The 16,580-nt window shown below is 71.1% G+C and carries 19 protein-coding genes; 14 read left to right on the plus strand and 5 right to left on the minus strand.

Translation table 11 applies throughout. From position 1 onward, the window contains the following. The first annotated feature begins 49 nt into the window (after window positions 1-49). From ald to RKD20_RS34635, 9 genes are all read left to right on the plus strand, one after another. Window positions 50-1,165 carry an alanine dehydrogenase gene (gene ald, locus RKD20_RS34595; protein WP_424883388.1) on the plus strand — a complete coding sequence of 372 codons (1,116 nt, stop codon included), beginning with the start codon at window positions 50-52 and terminating at the stop codon, window positions 1,163-1,165. A 413-nt stretch (window positions 1,166-1,578) separates the two neighbouring features. Further along, window positions 1,579-2,709 carry a ParA family protein gene (locus RKD20_RS34600; RefSeq protein ID WP_020117888.1) on the plus strand — a complete coding sequence of 377 codons (1,131 nt, stop codon included), beginning with the start codon at window positions 1,579-1,581 and terminating at the stop codon, window positions 2,707-2,709. Then, window positions 2,694-3,266, plus strand: coding sequence for a hypothetical protein (locus tag RKD20_RS34605; RefSeq protein ID WP_424881139.1), 573 nt, complete (start codon window positions 2,694-2,696; stop codon window positions 3,264-3,266). Before RKD20_RS34600 ends, RKD20_RS34605 begins: the two co-directional genes overlap by 16 nt. A 399-nt stretch (window positions 3,267-3,665) precedes the next feature. After that, window positions 3,666-4,727: a segregation and condensation protein A gene (locus tag RKD20_RS34610; protein ID WP_424881140.1), complete on the plus strand. Its 1,062-nt coding sequence runs from the start codon at window positions 3,666-3,668 to the stop codon at window positions 4,725-4,727. After that, window positions 4,724-5,368, plus strand: coding sequence for an SMC-Scp complex subunit ScpB (gene scpB / locus RKD20_RS34615; protein WP_424881141.1), 645 nt, complete (start codon window positions 4,724-4,726; stop codon window positions 5,366-5,368). Before RKD20_RS34610 ends, scpB begins: the two co-directional genes overlap by 4 nt. 11 nt (window positions 5,369-5,379) lie before the next feature. Beyond that, window positions 5,380-6,522: a pseudouridine synthase gene (locus tag RKD20_RS34620; protein ID WP_020117884.1), complete on the plus strand. Its 1,143-nt coding sequence runs from the start codon at window positions 5,380-5,382 to the stop codon at window positions 6,520-6,522. A gap of 293 nt (window positions 6,523-6,815) precedes the next feature. Continuing rightward, window positions 6,816-7,397 (plus strand): TIGR03086 family metal-binding protein, encoded by a 582-nt coding sequence (locus RKD20_RS34625; RefSeq protein WP_424881142.1) that lies wholly within the window; start codon window positions 6,816-6,818, stop codon window positions 7,395-7,397. Between the two features lie 30 nt (window positions 7,398-7,427). Further along, complete coding sequence (locus tag RKD20_RS34630) at window positions 7,428-8,183, plus strand: NUDIX hydrolase (protein ID WP_424881143.1); 756 nt, start codon at window positions 7,428-7,430, stop codon at window positions 8,181-8,183. After that, entirely contained in the window at window positions 8,180-9,196 is a 1,017-nt protein-coding gene (locus tag RKD20_RS34635) for an ADP-ribosylglycohydrolase family protein (protein WP_424881144.1), read from the plus strand. The genes RKD20_RS34630 and RKD20_RS34635 overlap by 4 nt, the downstream gene beginning before the upstream one ends. A 35-nt stretch (window positions 9,197-9,231) precedes the next feature. Here RKD20_RS34635 and RKD20_RS34640 read toward each other — a convergent pair whose 3' ends face one another. From RKD20_RS34640 to RKD20_RS34655, 4 genes are read right to left on the minus strand one after another with little or no spacing between them, the layout of a single operon-like run. Then, complete coding sequence (locus RKD20_RS34640) at window positions 9,232-9,732, minus strand: GNAT family N-acetyltransferase (protein WP_424881145.1); 501 nt, start codon at window positions 9,730-9,732, stop codon at window positions 9,232-9,234. 39 nt (window positions 9,733-9,771) lie between these two features. Next, window positions 9,772-10,179, minus strand: a complete 408-nt coding sequence (locus RKD20_RS34645) for a Rieske (2Fe-2S) protein (RefSeq protein WP_424881146.1) — start codon at window positions 10,177-10,179, stop codon at window positions 9,772-9,774. After that, on the minus strand, window positions 10,176-10,757 hold the full coding sequence (locus RKD20_RS34650) for a DUF6529 family protein (RefSeq protein WP_424881147.1): 582 nt from the start codon (window positions 10,755-10,757) through the stop codon (window positions 10,176-10,178). The genes RKD20_RS34645 and RKD20_RS34650 overlap by 4 nt, the downstream gene beginning before the upstream one ends. A gap of 22 nt (window positions 10,758-10,779) precedes the next feature. Beyond that, entirely contained in the window at window positions 10,780-11,460 is a 681-nt protein-coding gene (locus RKD20_RS34655) for a hypothetical protein (RefSeq protein ID WP_424881148.1), read from the minus strand. Between the two features lie 233 nt (window positions 11,461-11,693). Between RKD20_RS34655 and aroH the strand changes: the two genes are divergently transcribed. From aroH to der, 5 genes are all read left to right on the plus strand, one after another. Further along, complete coding sequence (gene aroH, locus RKD20_RS34660; protein ID WP_007381029.1) at window positions 11,694-12,056, plus strand: chorismate mutase; 363 nt, start codon at window positions 11,694-11,696, stop codon at window positions 12,054-12,056. Continuing rightward, window positions 12,053-13,138, plus strand: a complete 1,086-nt coding sequence (locus tag RKD20_RS34665; RefSeq protein ID WP_424881149.1) for a prephenate dehydrogenase — start codon at window positions 12,053-12,055, stop codon at window positions 13,136-13,138. Before aroH ends, RKD20_RS34665 begins: the two co-directional genes overlap by 4 nt. A 146-nt stretch (window positions 13,139-13,284) precedes the next feature. After that, window positions 13,285-13,971 carry a (d)CMP kinase gene (gene cmk, locus RKD20_RS34670; protein ID WP_007381027.1) on the plus strand — a complete coding sequence of 229 codons (687 nt, stop codon included), beginning with the start codon at window positions 13,285-13,287 and terminating at the stop codon, window positions 13,969-13,971. After that, a complete protein-coding gene (locus RKD20_RS34675) occupies window positions 13,929-14,645 on the plus strand; it encodes a lysophospholipid acyltransferase family protein (protein ID WP_424881150.1) in 717 nt (238 codons plus the stop codon). Before cmk ends, RKD20_RS34675 begins: the two co-directional genes overlap by 43 nt. Window positions 14,646-14,721: 76 nt before the next feature. After that, complete coding sequence (der, locus tag RKD20_RS34680; protein WP_424881151.1) at window positions 14,722-16,200, plus strand: ribosome biogenesis GTPase Der; 1,479 nt, start codon at window positions 14,722-14,724, stop codon at window positions 16,198-16,200. 51 nt (window positions 16,201-16,251) lie between these two features. On the opposite strand, the gene RKD20_RS34685 is transcribed toward der, so the two are convergent. Next, window positions 16,252-16,575, minus strand: coding sequence for a hypothetical protein (locus RKD20_RS34685; RefSeq protein ID WP_424881152.1), 324 nt, complete (start codon window positions 16,573-16,575; stop codon window positions 16,252-16,254). Window positions 16,576-16,580: the final 5 nt, after the last annotated feature.

Consider the following 16,580-nt stretch of genomic DNA (forward strand, 5'->3'; position numbering starts at 1 on the left):
GTATGTGTTGTATTGCCCCACACACTCTGAGCCAAGGACCGTGATCCACGTGAAGGTCGGCATCCCCCGCGAGGTCAAGAACAACGAGTTCCGGGTGGCCATCACCCCCGCCGGTGTGCACGAGCTGGTGCGCCACGGCCACCAGGTCGTCATCGAGCGCGGCGCCGGCGTCGGCTCCTCCATCCCGGACGAGGAGTACGTCGCCGAGGGCGCACGGATCCTGGACACCGCCGACGAGGTGTGGGCCACCGCCGACCTGCTGCTGAAGGTCAAGGAGCCGGTCGCCGAGGAGTACCACCGTCTCCGCAAGGACCAGACGCTCTTCACGTACCTGCACCTGGCCGCCTCCAAGGAGTGCACCGACGCGCTCATCGAGTCCGGCACCACCGCGATCGCCTACGAGACCGTCGAGCTGACCTCCCGCGCGCTCCCGCTGCTCGCCCCGATGTCCGAGGTCGCGGGCCGGCTCGCCCCGCAGGTCGGCGCCTACCACCTGATGCGCTCGGTCGGCGGCCGCGGTGTCCTGCCCGGCGGTGTCCCCGGCACCCAGCCCGCGCGGGCCGTCGTCATCGGCGGCGGGGTCTCCGGCTGGAACGCCACCCAGATCGCCGTCGGCATGGGCTTCCACGTCACGCTGCTCGACCGCGACATCAACAAGCTCCGCGAGGCCGACAAGGTCTTCGGCACCAAGGTCCGCGCGATCATGTCCAACTCCCTCGAGCTGGAGAAGGCGGTCCTGGACGCCGACCTTGTCATCGGTGCCGTCCTCATCCCGGGGGCCAAGGCCCCGAAGCTGGTCACCAACGAGCTCGTGGCGCGGATGAAGCCCGGAAGTGTCCTTGTCGACATCGCGATCGATCAGGGCGGCTGCTTCGAGGACTCCCACCCGACCACGCACGCCGAGCCGACCTTCCAGGTGCACGATTCGGTCTTCTACTGCGTCGCCAACATGCCCGGCGCGGTGCCCAACACCTCGACCTACGCGCTCACCAACGCCACGCTGCCCTACATCGTCGAACTCGCCGACCGGGGCTGGGTGGAGGCGCTGCGCCGCGATCCCGCGCTGGCGAAGGGTCTCAACACCCATGACGGCAAGGTCGTTTACCGGGAGGTCGCGGAGGCCCACGGACTGGAGCACGTGGAGCTCGACACCCTGCTCGGCTGAGCCTCTGACCTCGGCAGAGAGCTAAGTCACCTTTTCGTAAAGGCGATACGTCAACAAGGCGCGTCAACGAGGCACATGCGGCCGGACCTTGCCCCACAAGGTCCGGCCGGATGTGTGTATGGTCACTTTGCGACTCTCGGTCAACTCGCGTCGAACGTAACCCTTGAACCGATTCGTACACCGGCGAAACCTGCCGTGCGACTGCCGTACGCCCTTGACAGCGGGATGTTTCATTGCCGACACATCCTGCCGGGTCCGGCGGATTGTGTTGCTGTGAACACCCGACACGCCATAGAGTCGCCAACCGTCGGCATGGTGCCACGCTGACCTTGTCTAGAAGTTTCCTGGTCACCAAGGAGGTAAGACGACTTGTGAATGAGTCGACATTTTCTCCCGGGGGTGGTCAACCAGGAATGCCTGCCGGGGCCCAGAGCCCCGCAGGGTTCGAGGCTGTCGGCTCCGTCGCGGTGCGCACCTTCGCAGCCCACCAGAGTCGTCCGCAGACCGTGCGGACAGCACACCAGAGCATGGATGGCCATCACGTGAACGCCATGGCCGGCGACGGAAGTGGCGCGCCCCACAACCACTTCGCCGACTACGACGAACTGCCCGAGGGGCACTTCTACGACCCCGACGCCGAGTACGAGCCGGATCCGGAGTACGCGGCCACGCTCGCGCCTGACGCGGCCCGTCAGCGCCGTGAGCGCGTCGGTCCGACCGGACGCCCGCTGCCGTACTTCCCGATCCCGGGCCCGCTGACCGACCACGGCCCCGCGAAGATCATCGCGATGTGCAACCAGAAGGGCGGCGTGGGCAAGACGACGTCGACCATCAACCTGGGTGCCGCGCTCGCGGAGTACGGCCGTCGCGTGCTGCTCGTGGACTTCGACCCGCAGGGCGCGCTGTCGGTGGGTCTCGGTGTCAACCCGATGGAGCTCGACCTCACCGTCTACAACCTGCTCATGGAGCGGGGCATGGCGGCCGACGAGGTCCTGCTGAAGACCGCGGTCCCCAACATGGACCTGCTGCCGAGCAATATCGACTTGTCGGCGGCGGAGGTCCAACTGGTCTCCGAGGTCGCCCGCGAGTCGACATTGCAGCGCGCCCTGAAGCCGCTCATGGCCGACTACGACTACATCGTGATCGACTGTCAGCCCTCGCTCGGCCTGCTCACGGTCAACGCCCTGACGGCCGCGCACAAGGTGATAGTGCCTCTGGAGTGCGAGTTCTTCGCCCTGCGTGGTGTCGCACTGCTGACGGAGACCATCGAGAAGGTCCAGGAGCGGCTCAACCCGGAGCTGGAGCTCGACGGGATCCTCGCCACGATGTACGACTCGCGCACGGTCCACAGCCGTGAGGTCCTGGCCCGCGTGGTCGAGGCGTTCGACGACCACGTCTACCACACGGTCATCGGGCGTACGGTGCGCTTCCCGGAGACCACGGTCGCCGGTGAGCCGATCACCACGTACGCCTCCAACTCCGTCGGTGCCGCCGCCTATCGCCAGCTCGCCAGGGAGGTGCTCGCCCGGTGTCACGCCGAGTGAGTCTGCCGGGGGCCGACGAACTGTTCCGTACGACAGGGGGGATGGCGCTCCAGGCGTCCACTCCCCGGCGGGGGGCCAACGGCGAGGCCCGGGTGCCGGCTCCCGCGGGGGAGCCGGACGGGGCCGAGGACGCGCCGCACTCCGTGCCCGCACAGGGCGGGGACGGCGACGGGGCCGAGCATGTGGCGGCCGACGCCGAGTCCGCGGAGGCGGGCGAGTCCCGTCTCCGGGCGGCCGCCGCGGAGCGCTCCGCGCGACGTCAGGAGGCGCAGGAAGGTTCTGCCCAGGCCTCCGGCGGTGCGCAGCAGCGCGGCAAGCGCGGCCGGTCGCCCGCTCGGCGGCCCAGTGGGCGCGAGCGGCACGACGAGAAGATCACCGTGTACGTGTCGGCCGAGGAGCTCATGGATCTGGAGCACGCCCGTCTGGTGCTCCGGGGCGAGCACGGGCTGGCGGTGGACCGCGGGCGGATCGTGCGCGAGGCGGTCGCCGTGGTGCTGGCGGATCTGGAGTCCCGCGGGGACGCGAGCATTCTCGTCCGTCGGCTGCGTGGGCGGTAGCGGTAGCCTGCGGGGGCTATGACCTCGAACGACGTTCCCCCCGGCGCCGGCGCAGCTGCCGGTCGTCGGCGTGTGCTGGGGCGGGGGCCGGGCGCTCCGCGGGTCGAGCCGGGTGCGGCGCCGGTCCCGGATGGAACGGAGATCGAGCTTCCGGAGCCTGGGGCTGTGCCGGTGCCGGCAGCCGATGCCGAGCCGGAGTCCGAGGCCGAGCTGGACCCCGGGGTCGACACGGAGCCTGAGGTTGTCCCTGGGGCCGAGGCTGCCCCTGGGTCTGGGGGTGTCCCTGGGGCTGAGGCCGTCCCGGAGTTCGAGACGGACGCCGAGCCGGACTCTGAGGCCGAGTTGGAGCCTGGGGCCGCGCAGGAGCCTGAGGTTGTCCCTGGGGCCGAGGCCGGCCCTGTGTCTGAGGGCGCCCCCACCACTGAGGCCGTTCCGGAGGCGGACGCCGAACCGGAGTACGAGCCCGAGTTTGAGCGTGAGGTCGTCCCTGGAGCTGAGGCTGTCCTTGGGGGTGACGCCGTCCCGGAGTCGGAGGCGAGCACTGAGTCGGAGCCGGAGCCGGAGTCCGAGGCCGAGCCTGAGGCTGTTCCTGGGACCGAGGGCGGCCCTGCGGTCGGGGCTCAGGGCGAGCGTGCGGCCGACGGGGTCTTCAAGGTTCGGCTTGCCAACTTCGAGGGACCCTTCGACCTCCTCCTCCAGCTGATCTCCAAGCACAAGCTGGACGTCACCGAGGTCGCGCTCTCCAAGGTCACCGACGAGTTCATGGCGTACATCCGGGCCATGGGGCCGGACTGGGACCTCGACGAGACGACCGAGTTCCTCGTCGTCGCCGCCACCCTCCTCGACCTCAAGGCGGCCCGGCTGCTGCCCGCCGCCCAGGTGGAGGACGAGGCCGACCTGGCGCTCCTGGAGGCCCGGGACCTGCTCTTCGCGCGCCTGCTGCAGTACCGCGCCTACAAGCAGATCGCCGACATCTTCAACCGGCGCCTCGACGAGGAGGCCCGGCGCTACCCCCGTACCGTCGGACTCGAACCGCACCACGCCGACCTGCTGCCCGAGGTCGTCATCAGCATCGGGCCCGAGGGGTTCGCGAAGCTCGCCGTGAAGGCGATGCAGCCCAAGCCCAAGCCGCAGGTGTACGTCGACCACATCCACGCGCCCCTGGTGAGCGTCCAGGAGCAGGCCGGCATCGTGGTCGCCCGGCTCAGGGAACTCGGTGAGGCCAGCTTCCGCCTGCTGGTGGAGGACGCCGACGGCACCCTGACCGTCGTGGCCAGGTTTCTCGCGCTCCTTGAGCTGTACCGGGAGAAGGCCGTGGCGCTGGACCAGGAGACCGCCCTCGGGGAGCTGGTCGTGCGGTGGACCGGCGGTGCGGGGGAGGCCGAGCCGATGGTGACCGACGAGTTCGACCGACCGCCCGAGCCGCCCAAGCCCGAGCCGCCCAAGGAGGACAAGGCGTGAGCGAGGAGACCACCGAGGCTCCGGAGGGACCGCCGAGCGTCGCCGACCTCGATCTGAAGCCGGCCCTGGAGGCCGTCCTGATGGTCGTGGACGAGCCCGCGACCGAGGAGCACCTGTCGAAGATCCTGGAGCGGCCGAAGCGGCAGATCACCAGGGCGCTGCGGGAACTGGCGGGCGAGTACGCCGCTCAGGGACGAGGTTTCGAGCTGCGGCACGTCGCGAACGGCTGGCGGTTCTACACCCGGGCCGCGTACGCCCCGGCCGTGGAGCGGTTCGTCCTGGACGGCCAGCAGGCCCGGCTCACCCAGGCGGCGCTGGAGACGCTGGCGGTGGTCGCCTACCGGCAGCCGGTCAGCCGCAGCCGGGTCTCCGCGGTGCGCGGAGTGAACTGTGACGGTGTGATGCGCACCCTGCTCCAGCGGGGCCTGGTCGCGGAGGCGGGCACGGAACCCGAAACAGGTGCGATCCTGTACGTGACGACGAACTACTTCCTGGAGCGGATGGGCCTGCGCGGTCTGGACGAGCTCCCGGAGCTCGCGCCCTTCCTCCCGGAGGCGGAGGCGATCGAGGCCGAGACCCAGGAAGCCGTACCGTCGTTCGATCCGGACGCTCCGGATTCCGAGGACCCAGACGACAACTAGACGGAAACTTGATGCGAAGCAGCAGCGGCAGGAACAGCAGCGGAAACAACGGCGGGAGCCGTGGTGGCAACAGCGGCGGCCGCGGCGGCAGCAGCGGTGGTCGCGGCGGGAGCACCGGTGGTCGCGGTAACTACCGCGGCGCCGGCAACGACCGCGACGACAAGCAGGGCGGCCGGCCGAAGAAGCCCCGCCCCGAGGAGCGCCGCTACGACGTGGGCCCCGGCGGCACCCACGAAGGACCGAAGTCCGGGCGCGGTGCCTCCGCGCGCGGCGGCGCCAAGGGCGGCCCCAAGCAGGGACAGGGCACCGGGCGCGGCCGTTCCGTGCCGGCGACCTCCCGTGAGTACGAGGCGCGGGCCGAGGAGCGCAACCGGGAGCGGTACGCCGGCAAGAAGGACGTGAAGCTTCCGAAGACCTTCCCGGGCGCCGAGCAGGAGGGCGAGCGGCTCCAGAAGATCCTCGCGCGCGCGGGCTACGGCTCGCGGCGGGCCTGCGAGGAGCTCATCGAGCAGGCCCGGGTCGAGGTCAACGGCGAGATCGTGCTGGAGCAGGGCAAGCGGGTCGACCCGGAGAAGGACGAGGTCAAGGTCGACGGCCTGACGGTGGCGACGCAGTCGTACCAGTTCTTCTCGCTGAACAAGCCCGCCGGTGTGGTCTCGACGATGGAGGACAACGAGGGCCGGCAGTGCCTCGGCGACTACGTCACCAACCGTGAGACGCGGCTCTTCCACGTGGGGCGGCTCGACACCGAGACCGAGGGTGTGATCCTGCTCACCAACCACGGCGAGCTGGCCCACCGGCTGACCCACCCCAAGTACGGCGTGAAGAAGGTCTACCTCGCGCACATCGTGGGCCCGATCCCGCGGGACCTGGGCAAGCAGCTCAAGGACGGCATCCAGCTGGAGGACGGGTACGCGAAGGCGGACCACTTCCGGGTCGTCGAGCAGACCGGCAAGAACTACCTCGTCGAGGTCACCCTCCACGAGGGGCGCAAGCACATCGTCCGCCGGATGCTCGCCGAGGCGGGCTTCCCGGTCGACAAGCTGGTGCGGGTCGCCTTCGGGCCGATCACCCTGGGCGACCAGAAGTCGGGCTGGCTGCGGCGGCTGTCCAACACCGAGGTCGGCATGCTGATGAAGGAAGTCGACCTGTAGTCCCGCCACGCGTGTGTGTGCGGCCGGTTCCGGAATCCTCCGGGGCCGGCCGATGCGTTTTCGCCCTGCCCCTGGTCTGTATCCGTGACGGAGGGAACGGAGGGCATGGGGATGGATGCGAGGAACGGAAACCGCGGCGGGACGTGTCCGGCAGCGACGGAGGGCCGTGTGCGGCCTTCGCGGCCCGTCGGGCTCCCGGGGATCCAGGAGGCGACCGCGAGGCCGCTGAGGGGCTGCTGCAGCGGCCCGGTGGGGGCAGGCCCGGCGACGGCAGGCCGGGCGGAGGTGCTGTCATGAGCGCGGGGGAGTTGTTGGAACGCTCGCTCTCCTACGCGCTGGGCAGCGTGGCGGGGGCGCAGCGCGTGGGTCTCGGCACGGGCACGCCGTGCCCCGAGTGGGATCTGGGCGAGCTGCTGGAGCATCTCGACGACTCGCTGGACGCGCTGTACGAGGGGCTCAGCGGCGGGCGGATCGGGCTGCTCCCGCACGTCGACCGGGTCTGCGGCTTCCGCACCCGCGCGTGTGCCGTGCTCGGTGCCTGGGCCGCCGGGCCGCCCGAGGGGGTGCTGGTGGGTGAACGCCCGCTGGACGTGCGGGTGATGGCCGCCGTCGGCGCCGTCGAGATCACCGTGCACGGGTGGGACGTGTCCCGGTCCTGCGGTCGGCCGCGGCCCATTCCGCAGGGCCTCGCGGCCGAACTCCTGTCCGTCGCCCAGTGCGTGGTGGGGGAGGAGGACCGGGGCGTGCGGTTCGGCGCACCGGTCGCCGTACCGTCCGGCGCACCCGCCGGGACACGGCTCCTCGCCTTCCTGGGGCGGCGCTGCCAGGGGCTTGTCGAACACCCCCGCCCCCTTTATAGTCGTAATGACTATTAGTCATGCTGACCATAAAGGGGGCGAGCGCGAGTGGACTACGACAAGTACGCCCACGAACCCTTCGCCGTCACCGTCGACCTCGCCGTCCTCACCATCGCCGAAGGCGCCCTGCACGCGCTGCTCGTGGAGCGGGGGCAGGAGCCGTACGCCGGACACTGGGCGCTGCCCGGGGGGTTCGTGCACCCGGACGAGTCCGCGGAGACGGCGGCCCGGCGTGAACTCGCCGAGGAGACGGGCCTGTCGGACCTCTCCGGGCTGCATCTGGAGCAGCTGCGGACCTACAGCGAGCCCGACCGGGACCCCCGGATGCGGGTCGTCTCCGTCGCGTTCGCCGCCCTGCTGCCCGACCCTCCCCCAGACTCCGTCCGGGGGTACCCCCACCTCGCTCCGCTCAAGCCGCACAGCGGCAGCGACGCGGCCGAGGCCCGCTGGGTGCCGTACGACAAGGCGGGACCGCTCGCCTTCGACCACGACCGCATCCTGGCCGACGCCCATGAACGCGTCGGCGCCAAGCTCGAGTACACCTGCCTCGCCACCGCCTTCTGCCCGCCCGAGTTCACCCTCGGGGAGCTCCAGCAGGTGTACGAGACCGTGTGGGGCACCGTCCTGGACCGGCCCAACTTCCGCCGCAAGGTGCTCGCCACACCCGGCTTCGTCGAGGCCGTCCCCGGCGCTGCCCGGCTGACCGGCGGCCGCGGCAAACCGGCGGCGCTCTACCGCGCGGGACCGGCCGCCACCCTGCACCCTCCTCTCCTCCGACCGTCCCCGGAAGGACGCCCCGCATGACCATGATCCTGACCAAACGCGCCGCCACCGGCACCCTCGTCGGCCTCGCCCTCGGGGACGCCCTCGGCTTCCCGACCGAGTTCAACGACGTGCCGTCGATCCTCGCCAAGTGCGGGCCGTGGCGGGAGATGGAGCTGCGCACGCCGGCCGTCGTCAGCGACGACACCCAGATGACGCTGGCGGTGGGCAGAGGGCTGCGGGCGGCAATGGACCGGGGAGTGCTCGGGCCCGAGATGGCGGAGCCGGTCCGGCGGGAGTTCATCGCGTGGAACCGCTCCCCCGAGAACAACCGCGCCCCCGGCAACACCTGCCTGAGGGCCTGCGACCTGCTGGAGCGCCCGGATCTGCCCTGGCAGCACGCCAGCCAGATCAACTCCAAGGGCTGCGGCGCCAACATGCGCGTCGCCCCCGTCGGACTCGTCCCCGGACTGAGCGACGAACAGCGCGCGGGCGCCGCCCAGTTGCAGGCCGCGCTCACCCACGGCCACCCGACCGGGCTCGCCGCCTCCGACCTCACCGCACGTGCCGTACGGCTGCTCGCCCAGGGCACCGCGCCGGGCGATCTGGTCGGGCAGCTGCGGTCGTACGCGCTGGTGAACCGGGGCCAGTACCACGAGCGTTGGCTCGGCGACCTGTGGACGCGTAGCCAGGACCCGACACCCGGGCAGTTCATCGCGCGCGGCTGGGACGAGTGCCTCGCTGTCCTCGACCGGCTCGACGACGCCGTGCGCAACGCCTCGCCGGAGGAGGACCCGTGCCTGGCCACCGGGGCGGGCTGGATCGCCGAAGAGGCCCTGGCGACCGGGCTGTTGTGCTTCCTGCAGTTCCCGGAGGAGCCGCTGACGGCCCTGCGGCGGGCCGCGTGCAGTTCCGGCGACTCCGACTCGATCGCCTGCCTGACGGGCGCCTTCGCGGGCGCCCACCTGGGAGCGGAGGCGTGGCCGGTCGAGTGGGCCGACCGCATCGAGTACGGCAGTGAACTGGTGACGCTCGGGGCGCTCTGGGACTCCTGAGGTCTCAGCCGGTGGACCGGTCAAGCCGGTGCGGGCTACCGCCGCCGTGCCAGATCGCGCTGGTACCAGGTGCCCGGCTTGCCGCCGAGCTCTGCCGGATCGGCCGGACCGACCGGGAGGAACCCGGCCTTGAGCAGCACCTTCCGGGACGCGGCGTTCTCGTGGGCGGTGGCCGCCCGCAGGGTGCGCAGCCCGTACCGCGCCGCCGCCAGGTCGCACAGCTCCAGGACGGTCGCGGTCGCCGTGCCGCGGCCGGCCACCTGCTGCGCGACCCGGTAGCCGAGTACGGCACAACCGTCCTCGAGGTCGTACAGATTGAACCGGCCCAGAACCGAGCCGTCCTCGGCGACCAGCACATGGAAAACGCAGATGCCGGCCTCCTGCTCGGCCAGCAGGGCGCTGAACCGGGCGGCGAACCGGTCGAAGTAGTCGTCACCGCGGTCGGAGACCGAGGCGGCGAAGTACGCGCGGTTCGCCAGCTCGAAGGCCAGGACCGCCGGGGCATGGCCGGCACGCAGCAGTTTCAGCTCGGGCACCGCCCGACTCTAACCGGACGGTGCGCCGAGGCCGGTGCCCTAGGCGAGCTCGATCGAGTCCCCGCTGACCTTGATCTGCTTCTCGGGCAGCGGCCTGTTGGCCGGCGGGTTGGCCACCGAGCCGTCCGCGATGTGGAACTTGCTGCCGTGGCAAGGGCAGTTGATGGTGCCGCCGGAGACGCTGGTCACCTGGCAGCCCTGGTGGGTGCAGATGTCCGAGAAGGCCTTGAACTCGCCCTTCTTCGGCTGGGTGACGACGACCTTCTCGTCCTTGAAGATCTTCCCGCCGCCGACCGGGATCTCGCTCGTCTTCGCCAGTTCGGTGCCGGCCTCGACCGAACTGGACCCGGAGTCGCTGTTCTCGTTGCCGTACTCGCTGCAGCCGACGGTCAGCGTGGCCGCGCCCGTCGCGAGAAGGACCGTGCGCCGCGTCGGGCTCTGCGTCATGTCGTGACTCCGAAGGTGCGGAAGAACCAGAGGGCGGAGGTCAGCCAGAGGATCGTGAGCACGCTGAAGACGAGCCCGCCGACGATCGGCAGCAACCACCCGGGAAGTCGCTCCGAGCGGAGCAGCAGCATCTTGGCACTGAACACTCCGAAGAAGAAGCAACCCAGGAGGGAGTGCCACAGAACGCGTGATTCGTAGGACTGGAAGCCCAGCGCGTACAGACAGTGCACGGCGACCGGCACCGCGACGAGGAACGCCACCCGGCCGGACCAGCGGTGCGCGGTGGCGGACCAACGCGGGCCCGGCAGCTTGCCGTACATCATCAGTGCCGAGACGAGCTGCACGAGCGCGAAGAAGAACGCGACCGTCGCGAGCCATGACTTGACCGCGCCGGTGCTGCTGAAGCCGGCGAGGTTGAAGGCCGTCCCCGCCGGGTCGTGGACCTTGCCGTAGGCCCCCAGGCCGACCGCCACCGCGGCGGCGACCAGGGCCGGGATCAGATAGCGGGCCGCGCCGGGGCGGCGCTCGGGTTCGGGCGGGGGCCAGCTCTGGGTGGCCGCGTTCGGGTCGACGGTCATGATCGGCTCCCTCGGGAGGAGGTCAGGGGGTTACCGGGCGGGCCGTGAGCTGCTGTCCGTCGACCGTCACCGCACCGGTCTCGGGGTCGATCTCCGGTGCGGGGGAGGGCTTGCCGTCGCGCTTGAGGATGCCGACCTGCTCGCCGTCCGGCAGGACGATCCAGCCGCCTTCGATCCTTGCGCCGGCCACCGTGCTGTTCGCCCGGTAGAGCCCGGACGACTTCTTCGTCCTGCCGATGGTGAAGGCGTAACTCCCGCTGCCGACGTGGGCCGTGCCGCGGATCTCCTTGGTCCCCTTCACCTTGCCGTCCAGGATCGCGCCGCCCTTTCCGGTGAGCCGCAGGCTGCCGTCGTCCTTCACGTCGCCCTGGAGCCACGACTCGATGTTGTGGCCGTCGCAGACGTACGCGATCGCCTTGTCGTCGCGCACCGTGATCGCGACCGCGGAGGAGTCGTCGTCCGTACGGCCCGTGTAGACGCCCCCGGGCACCGGAGTCCGGGCCGGGGAGGGACTGGACGGCGCGGACGTCCGTGCCGGCGGGGTGCCCGGTGACGCCTTGGTGCTGGGCGACGGTTTCCCGGATGACGGCGGCTTCACGTACGACGACGTGGACTTCTCTCCCGTGGTGGCGTTGAGCGAGAGCATGAACAGGCCGACCAGCAATCCCGCGAGCAGGGTCAGCAACGGTCCGGAACGCTTCATGAAATGGGGCCTCCCCCGAGGCGGGTTTCCTGCCATCAGAGCGGACCCGGGGTCCCGCGTCCAGAGGCGCACGGGCGTGTTTTCGCTCCTGGTAGCAAAACTGGGACATTCGGGTGACATCGGTACGGTCCGGGAGGCCGTCTCAGGAGGCGGGCGCCCCGCACCCGCCCCGTACCGGCTGACTAGGCTGGTTGTCCAAAGAGCCGGGTGGTACATCAGCGAGGAGCAATGCCGTGGCGGTACGAGCGGTCCGGGGTGCGGTCCAACTCGAACAGGACGAGGCCGGCCACATGGACGAGCAGGTCGGGGCGCTGCTCACCGCCATCATGGAGCGGAACGAGCTGACGGCGGACGACCTGATCAGCATCTGGTTCACGGCCACGCCCGACCTGCACAGCGACTTCCCGGCGGCCGCGGCCCGCAAGCTCGGCATCGTCGACGTACCGCTGATCTGCGCGCAGGAACTGGACATCGAGGGCGCCATGCCCCGGGTCGTCCGGGTGCTCGCGCACATCGAGTCCGACCGGCCCCGCGCCGACATCGCCCATGTCTACCTCGGCGCCGCGGCCGCCCTGCGCAAGGACATCGCCCAGTGAGGACCGCACTCGTCATCGGGACCGGGCTGATCGGGACCTCCGCCGCGCTGGCGCTCGCGGGGCGGGGCGTCACCGTCCACCTCGCCGACCACGACCCCGAGCAGGCCCGCACGGCCGCAGCGCTCGGCGCGGGCACGGACGAGGCGCCCGAGGGGCCGGTGGACCTCGCGATCGTCGCCGCGCCGCCCGCGCACGTGGCCGGAGTGCTGGCCGACGCGATGCGGCGGGGGGCGGCCCGCGGGTACGTCGACGTGGCCAGCGTGAAGGGCGGGCCGCGGCGGGAGCTGGAGGGGCTGGGAATCGACCTCTCCTCGTACATCGGTACGCATCCGATGTCCGGGCGGGAGAAGTCCGGGCCGCTGGCCGCCTCCGGGGACCTCTTCGAGGGGCGGCCCTGGGTGCTGACGCCCACCCGGGACACCGACACCGAGGTGCTGAACCTCGCGCTGGAGCTGGTCTCGCACTGCCGCGCGGTGCCGGTGGTCATGGACGCCGACGCCCACGACCGTGCCGTGGCGCTCGTCTCGCACATGCCCCATCTGGTCTCCAGCATGGTCGCCGCGCGGCTCGAGCACGCCGAGGAGGCCGCCGTACGGCTGTGCGGTCAGGGGATCCGGGACGTGACCCGGATCGCCGGGTCCGATCCCGGAATGTGGATCGACATCCTCTCCGCGAACCCGGGTCCGGTGGCCGATCTGCTCACCGATGTCGCCGGGGACCTGGAGGAGACCGTGCGGGCGCTGCGGGCGCTCCAGTCCGCGGACGAGGCGAAGCGGGGCGAGGGTGCGTCCGGAATCGAGGACATGCTGCGGCGGGGGAACGCCGGGCAGGTGCGGGTGCCCGGGAAGCACGGGTCCGCTCCTCGGGTGTACGAGGTCGTGGCCGTCCTCATCGACGACCAGCCCGGGCAGCTCGCCCGGATCTTCGCGGACGCGGGGCGGGCCGGGATCAACATCGAGGACGTGCGGATCGAGCACGCGACGGGGCAGCAGGCCGGTCTGGTGCAGCTGATGGTGGAGCCGTCGGCCGCACCCGTGCTGGCGGCCTCGTTGCGGGAGCGAGGCTGGGCCATTCGGCAGTAGGGGTCCCGCCCCGCCGCCCCTGCGCGGCCCGGACCGGCGCCGACCGGGCATGCGTCCGGACGAGTGACGCGCACCCAGTAACCTGGTGCGGGGCACAGTCGCGCCCCCACACCACTCGCCAGACCGCACCCGAAAGGTGTCCCCCCGTGGAAAACGGCGCCGCCCAGCCCGTGATTGTCGCCATCGACGGCCCCTCCGGCACGGGCAAGTCGAGCACCTCGAAGGCTGTCGCCGCGCAGCTGGGGCTGAGCTACCTGGACACCGGGGCCCAGTACCGGGCGATCACCTGGTGGATGGTGACCAACGGGATCGACATCGACGACCCGACCGCGATCGCCGCCGTGGCGGGCAAGGCGGAGATCGTCTCCGGCACCGACCCGGAGAACCCGACGATCACGGTGGACGGCACGGACGTGGCCGGACCGATCCGGAGCCAGGAGGTCACCTCCAAGGTCAGCGCCGTGAGCGCCGTACCCGAGGTGCGGGCCCGGATCACCGAGCTGCAGCGGTCCCTGGCCACCTCGGCCGAGAAGGGGATCGTCGTCGAGGGCCGGGACATCGGTACGACCGTACTGCCGGACGCCGACCTCAAGGTCTTCCTCACCGCCTCGCCGGAGGCCCGCGCCGCCCGCCGCAGCGGGGAGCTCAAGAGCACCGACATACAGGCCACCCGCGAGGCACTGATCAAGCGGGACGCGGCCGACTCCAGCCGCAAGACCTCGCCGCTCGCCAAGGCGGACGACGCGGTCGAGGTGGACACCACCGAGCTCACCCTCGCGCAGGTCATCGAGTGCGTCGTCACCCTCGTCGAGGAGAAGCGGGCCGGGAAGTGAGCACGGACTCCTCCGGCAGGGCCGCTGCCGGTACGGCTCCTTCGGAGCGGGGCGCCGATGTCGGGCGCCGGATCGGCGTCGGGCTGATGTACGGGCTGTGGAAGCCGCGCGTGCTCGGCGCCTGGCGGATGCCCGCGACCGGGCCCGCGATCCTCGCCGTCAACCACTCCCACAACATCGACGGCCCGATGGTCATGGGCGTGTCACCCCGGCCGACGCACTTCCTGATCAAGAAGGAGGCGTTCGTCGGGCCGCTGGACCCCTTCCTGACCGCCATCGGGCAGGTCAAGGTGGACCGCTCCGGCGCCGACCGCGGGGCGATCACCCGGGCACTCGACGTCCTCAAGGCCGGCGGGGTTCTCGGTATCTTTCCGGAGGGCACCCGGGGCGAGGGCGACTTCGCCTCCCTGCGGGCCGGGCTCGCGTACTTCGCGGTGCGCAGCGGTGCGCCGGTCGTGCCGGTGGCGGTGCTGGGAAGCTCCGAGAGGCCGGGACGGTTGATAAAGGGGCTGCCGCCGCTGCGCAGCCGGGTCGACGTCGTCTTCGGCGACCCCTTCGAGGCGGGCGACGGCAGCGGACGGCGGACCCGCAAGGCGCTCGACGAGGCGACCGAGCGCATCCAGAAGCAGCTCAGCACCCACCTGGAAAACGCCAGGCGCCTGACCGGGCGCTAGGCGACACTGAGTAGTGGATCACACCGGCGGAAACCGGGGATCCACCGATCACCACGATGAACGAGGTACGGACTTCATGAACGACCACATCCACTCCGAGGGCTCGGGCGAGGAGCACGACCACGGGGCGCTTGGCGATGCCGAGTACGCGGAGTTCATGGAGCTCGCCGCGGAAGAGGGCTTCGACCCCGAGGACGTCGAGGGTGCCATCGAGGCGGCTGGCCACGGTCCGCTGCCCGTGCTCGCCGTCGTCGGCCGCCCGAACGTCGGCAAGTCGACTCTGGTGAACCGCATCATCGGGCGCCGCGAGGCCGTCGTCGAGGACAAGCCCGGCGTCACCCGCGACCGCGTCACCTACGAGGCCGAGTGGGCGGGGCGCCGCTTCAAGGTCGTCGACACCGGCGGCTGGGAGCAGGACGTCCTCGGCATCGACGCCTCCGTGGCCGCGCAGGCCGAGTACGCGATCGAGGCCGCCGACGCCGTCGTGTTCGTCGTGGACGCCAAGGTGGGTGCCACCGACACCGACGAGGCGGTCGTACGACTGCTGCGCAAGGCCGGCAAGCCCGTGGTGCTGGCCGCCAACAAGGTGGACGGCCTGAGCGGCGAGTCCGACGCGGCGTACCTGTGGTCCCTGGGGCTCGGCGAGCCGCACCCGGTCTCCGCGCTGCACGGCCGGGGGACCGGCGACATGCTGGACGCCGTCCTGGAGGCGCTGCCGGAGGCGCCGCAGCAGACCTTCGGCACCGCGATCGGCGGCCCGCGCCGGATCGCCCTCATCGGCCGTCCGAACGTCGGCAAGTCCTCGCTGCTGAACAAGGTGGCCGGCGAGGAGCGGGTCGTCGTCAACGAGATGGCCGGCACCACCCGTGACCCGGTCGACGAGCTGATCGAACTCGGCGGAGTCACCTGGAAGTTCGTCGACACGGCCGGTATCCGCAAGCGGGTCCACCTCCAGCAGGGCGCCGACTACTACGCCTCGCTGCGTACCGCCGCCGCCGTCGAGAAGGCCGAGGTGGCGGTCATCCTGATCGACGGCTCCGAGTCCATCTCGGTCCAGGACCAGCGGATCGTGACCATGGCCGTCGAGGCGGGCCGCGCGATCGTCGTCGCCTACAACAAGTGGGACACCCTCGACGAGGAGCGCCGCTACTACCTGGAGCGGGAGATCGAGACCGAGCTCGGCCAGGTCGCCTGGGCGCCGCGGGTGAACGTCTCGGCGAAGACCGGCCGTCACATGGAGAAGCTGGTCCCCGCGATCGAGACGGCTCTGGCGGGCTGGGAGACGCGGGTCCCGACCGGGCGCCTCAACGCCTTCCTCGGCGAGCTGGTCGCCGCCCACCCGCACCCGATCCGGGGCGGCAAGCAGCCGCGCATCCTCTTCGGCACCCAGGCCGGCACCAAGCCGCCGCGGTTCGTGCTCTTCGCCTCCGGGTTCATCGAGGCGGGCTACCGGCGCTTCATCGAGCGCCGGCTGCGCGAGGAGTTCGGGTTCGACGGCACCCCGATCCACATCTCGGTGCGGGTGCGCGAGAAGCGCGGCGCGAAGAAGAAGTGACGTACGCATGAGGAAGGGCGGCCCCCGCCGGGGGCCGCCCTTCCTCATGTCTCAGTTCCCTCTGCGCGGACCGGGTGGCAGCCCCGCCGGGACGTGCTGCATCCCGGTGTGCTGCTGCCCGATGTGTCCCACCCGCTGCCACTGCGACTGCTGGCGGGCACTGAACGCTCCCGCGCTGTAGGCGCTGTACGAGCTGCTGAACGAGCCCAAGGCGTGGGGGATGTTCCCGAACGCGGTGAAGCCCAGCTCCTCCTCGCCGCTGCGGTCGCCCGGCAGCGAACGGAAGGACTTGACGTACTCGGAGTAGAGCGCGTCGTAGATCGGCGTGGCCGATGGTCCGCCGGGAAACCGGCGCGGAGCGTCGTATGGGTGCACGTATG

It is taken from the genome of Streptomyces sp. SLBN-8D4, from assembly GCF_049739545.1.
GTDB classification, from domain to species: Bacteria; Actinomycetota; Actinomycetes; order Streptomycetales; family Streptomycetaceae; genus Streptomyces; species Streptomyces canus_C.

Coding starts and splice junctions, on each gene's coding strand:
- RKD20_RS34600 (WP_020117888.1), top strand. CDS start 1,579: ATGCCTGCCGGGGCCCAGAGCCCCGCAGGGTTCGAGGCTGTCGGCTCC.
- RKD20_RS34620 (WP_020117884.1), top strand. CDS start 5,380: ATGCGAAGCAGCAGCGGCAGGAACAGCAGCGGAAACAACGGCGGGAGC.
- RKD20_RS34625 (WP_424881142.1), top strand. CDS start 6,816: ATGAGCGCGGGGGAGTTGTTGGAACGCTCGCTCTCCTACGCGCTGGGC.
- RKD20_RS34645 (WP_424881146.1), bottom strand. CDS start 10,179: ATGACGCAGAGCCCGACGCGGCGCACGGTCCTTCTCGCGACGGGCGCG.
- RKD20_RS34655 (WP_424881148.1), bottom strand. CDS start 11,460: ATGAAGCGTTCCGGACCGTTGCTGACCCTGCTCGCGGGATTGCTGGTC.
- der (WP_424881151.1), top strand. CDS start 14,722: ATGAACGACCACATCCACTCCGAGGGCTCGGGCGAGGAGCACGACCAC.
- RKD20_RS34650 (WP_424881147.1), bottom strand. CDS start 10,757: ATGACCGTCGACCCGAACGCGGCCACCCAGAGCTGGCCCCCGCCCGAA.
- RKD20_RS34635 (WP_424881144.1), top strand. CDS start 8,180: ATGACCATGATCCTGACCAAACGCGCCGCCACCGGCACCCTCGTCGGC.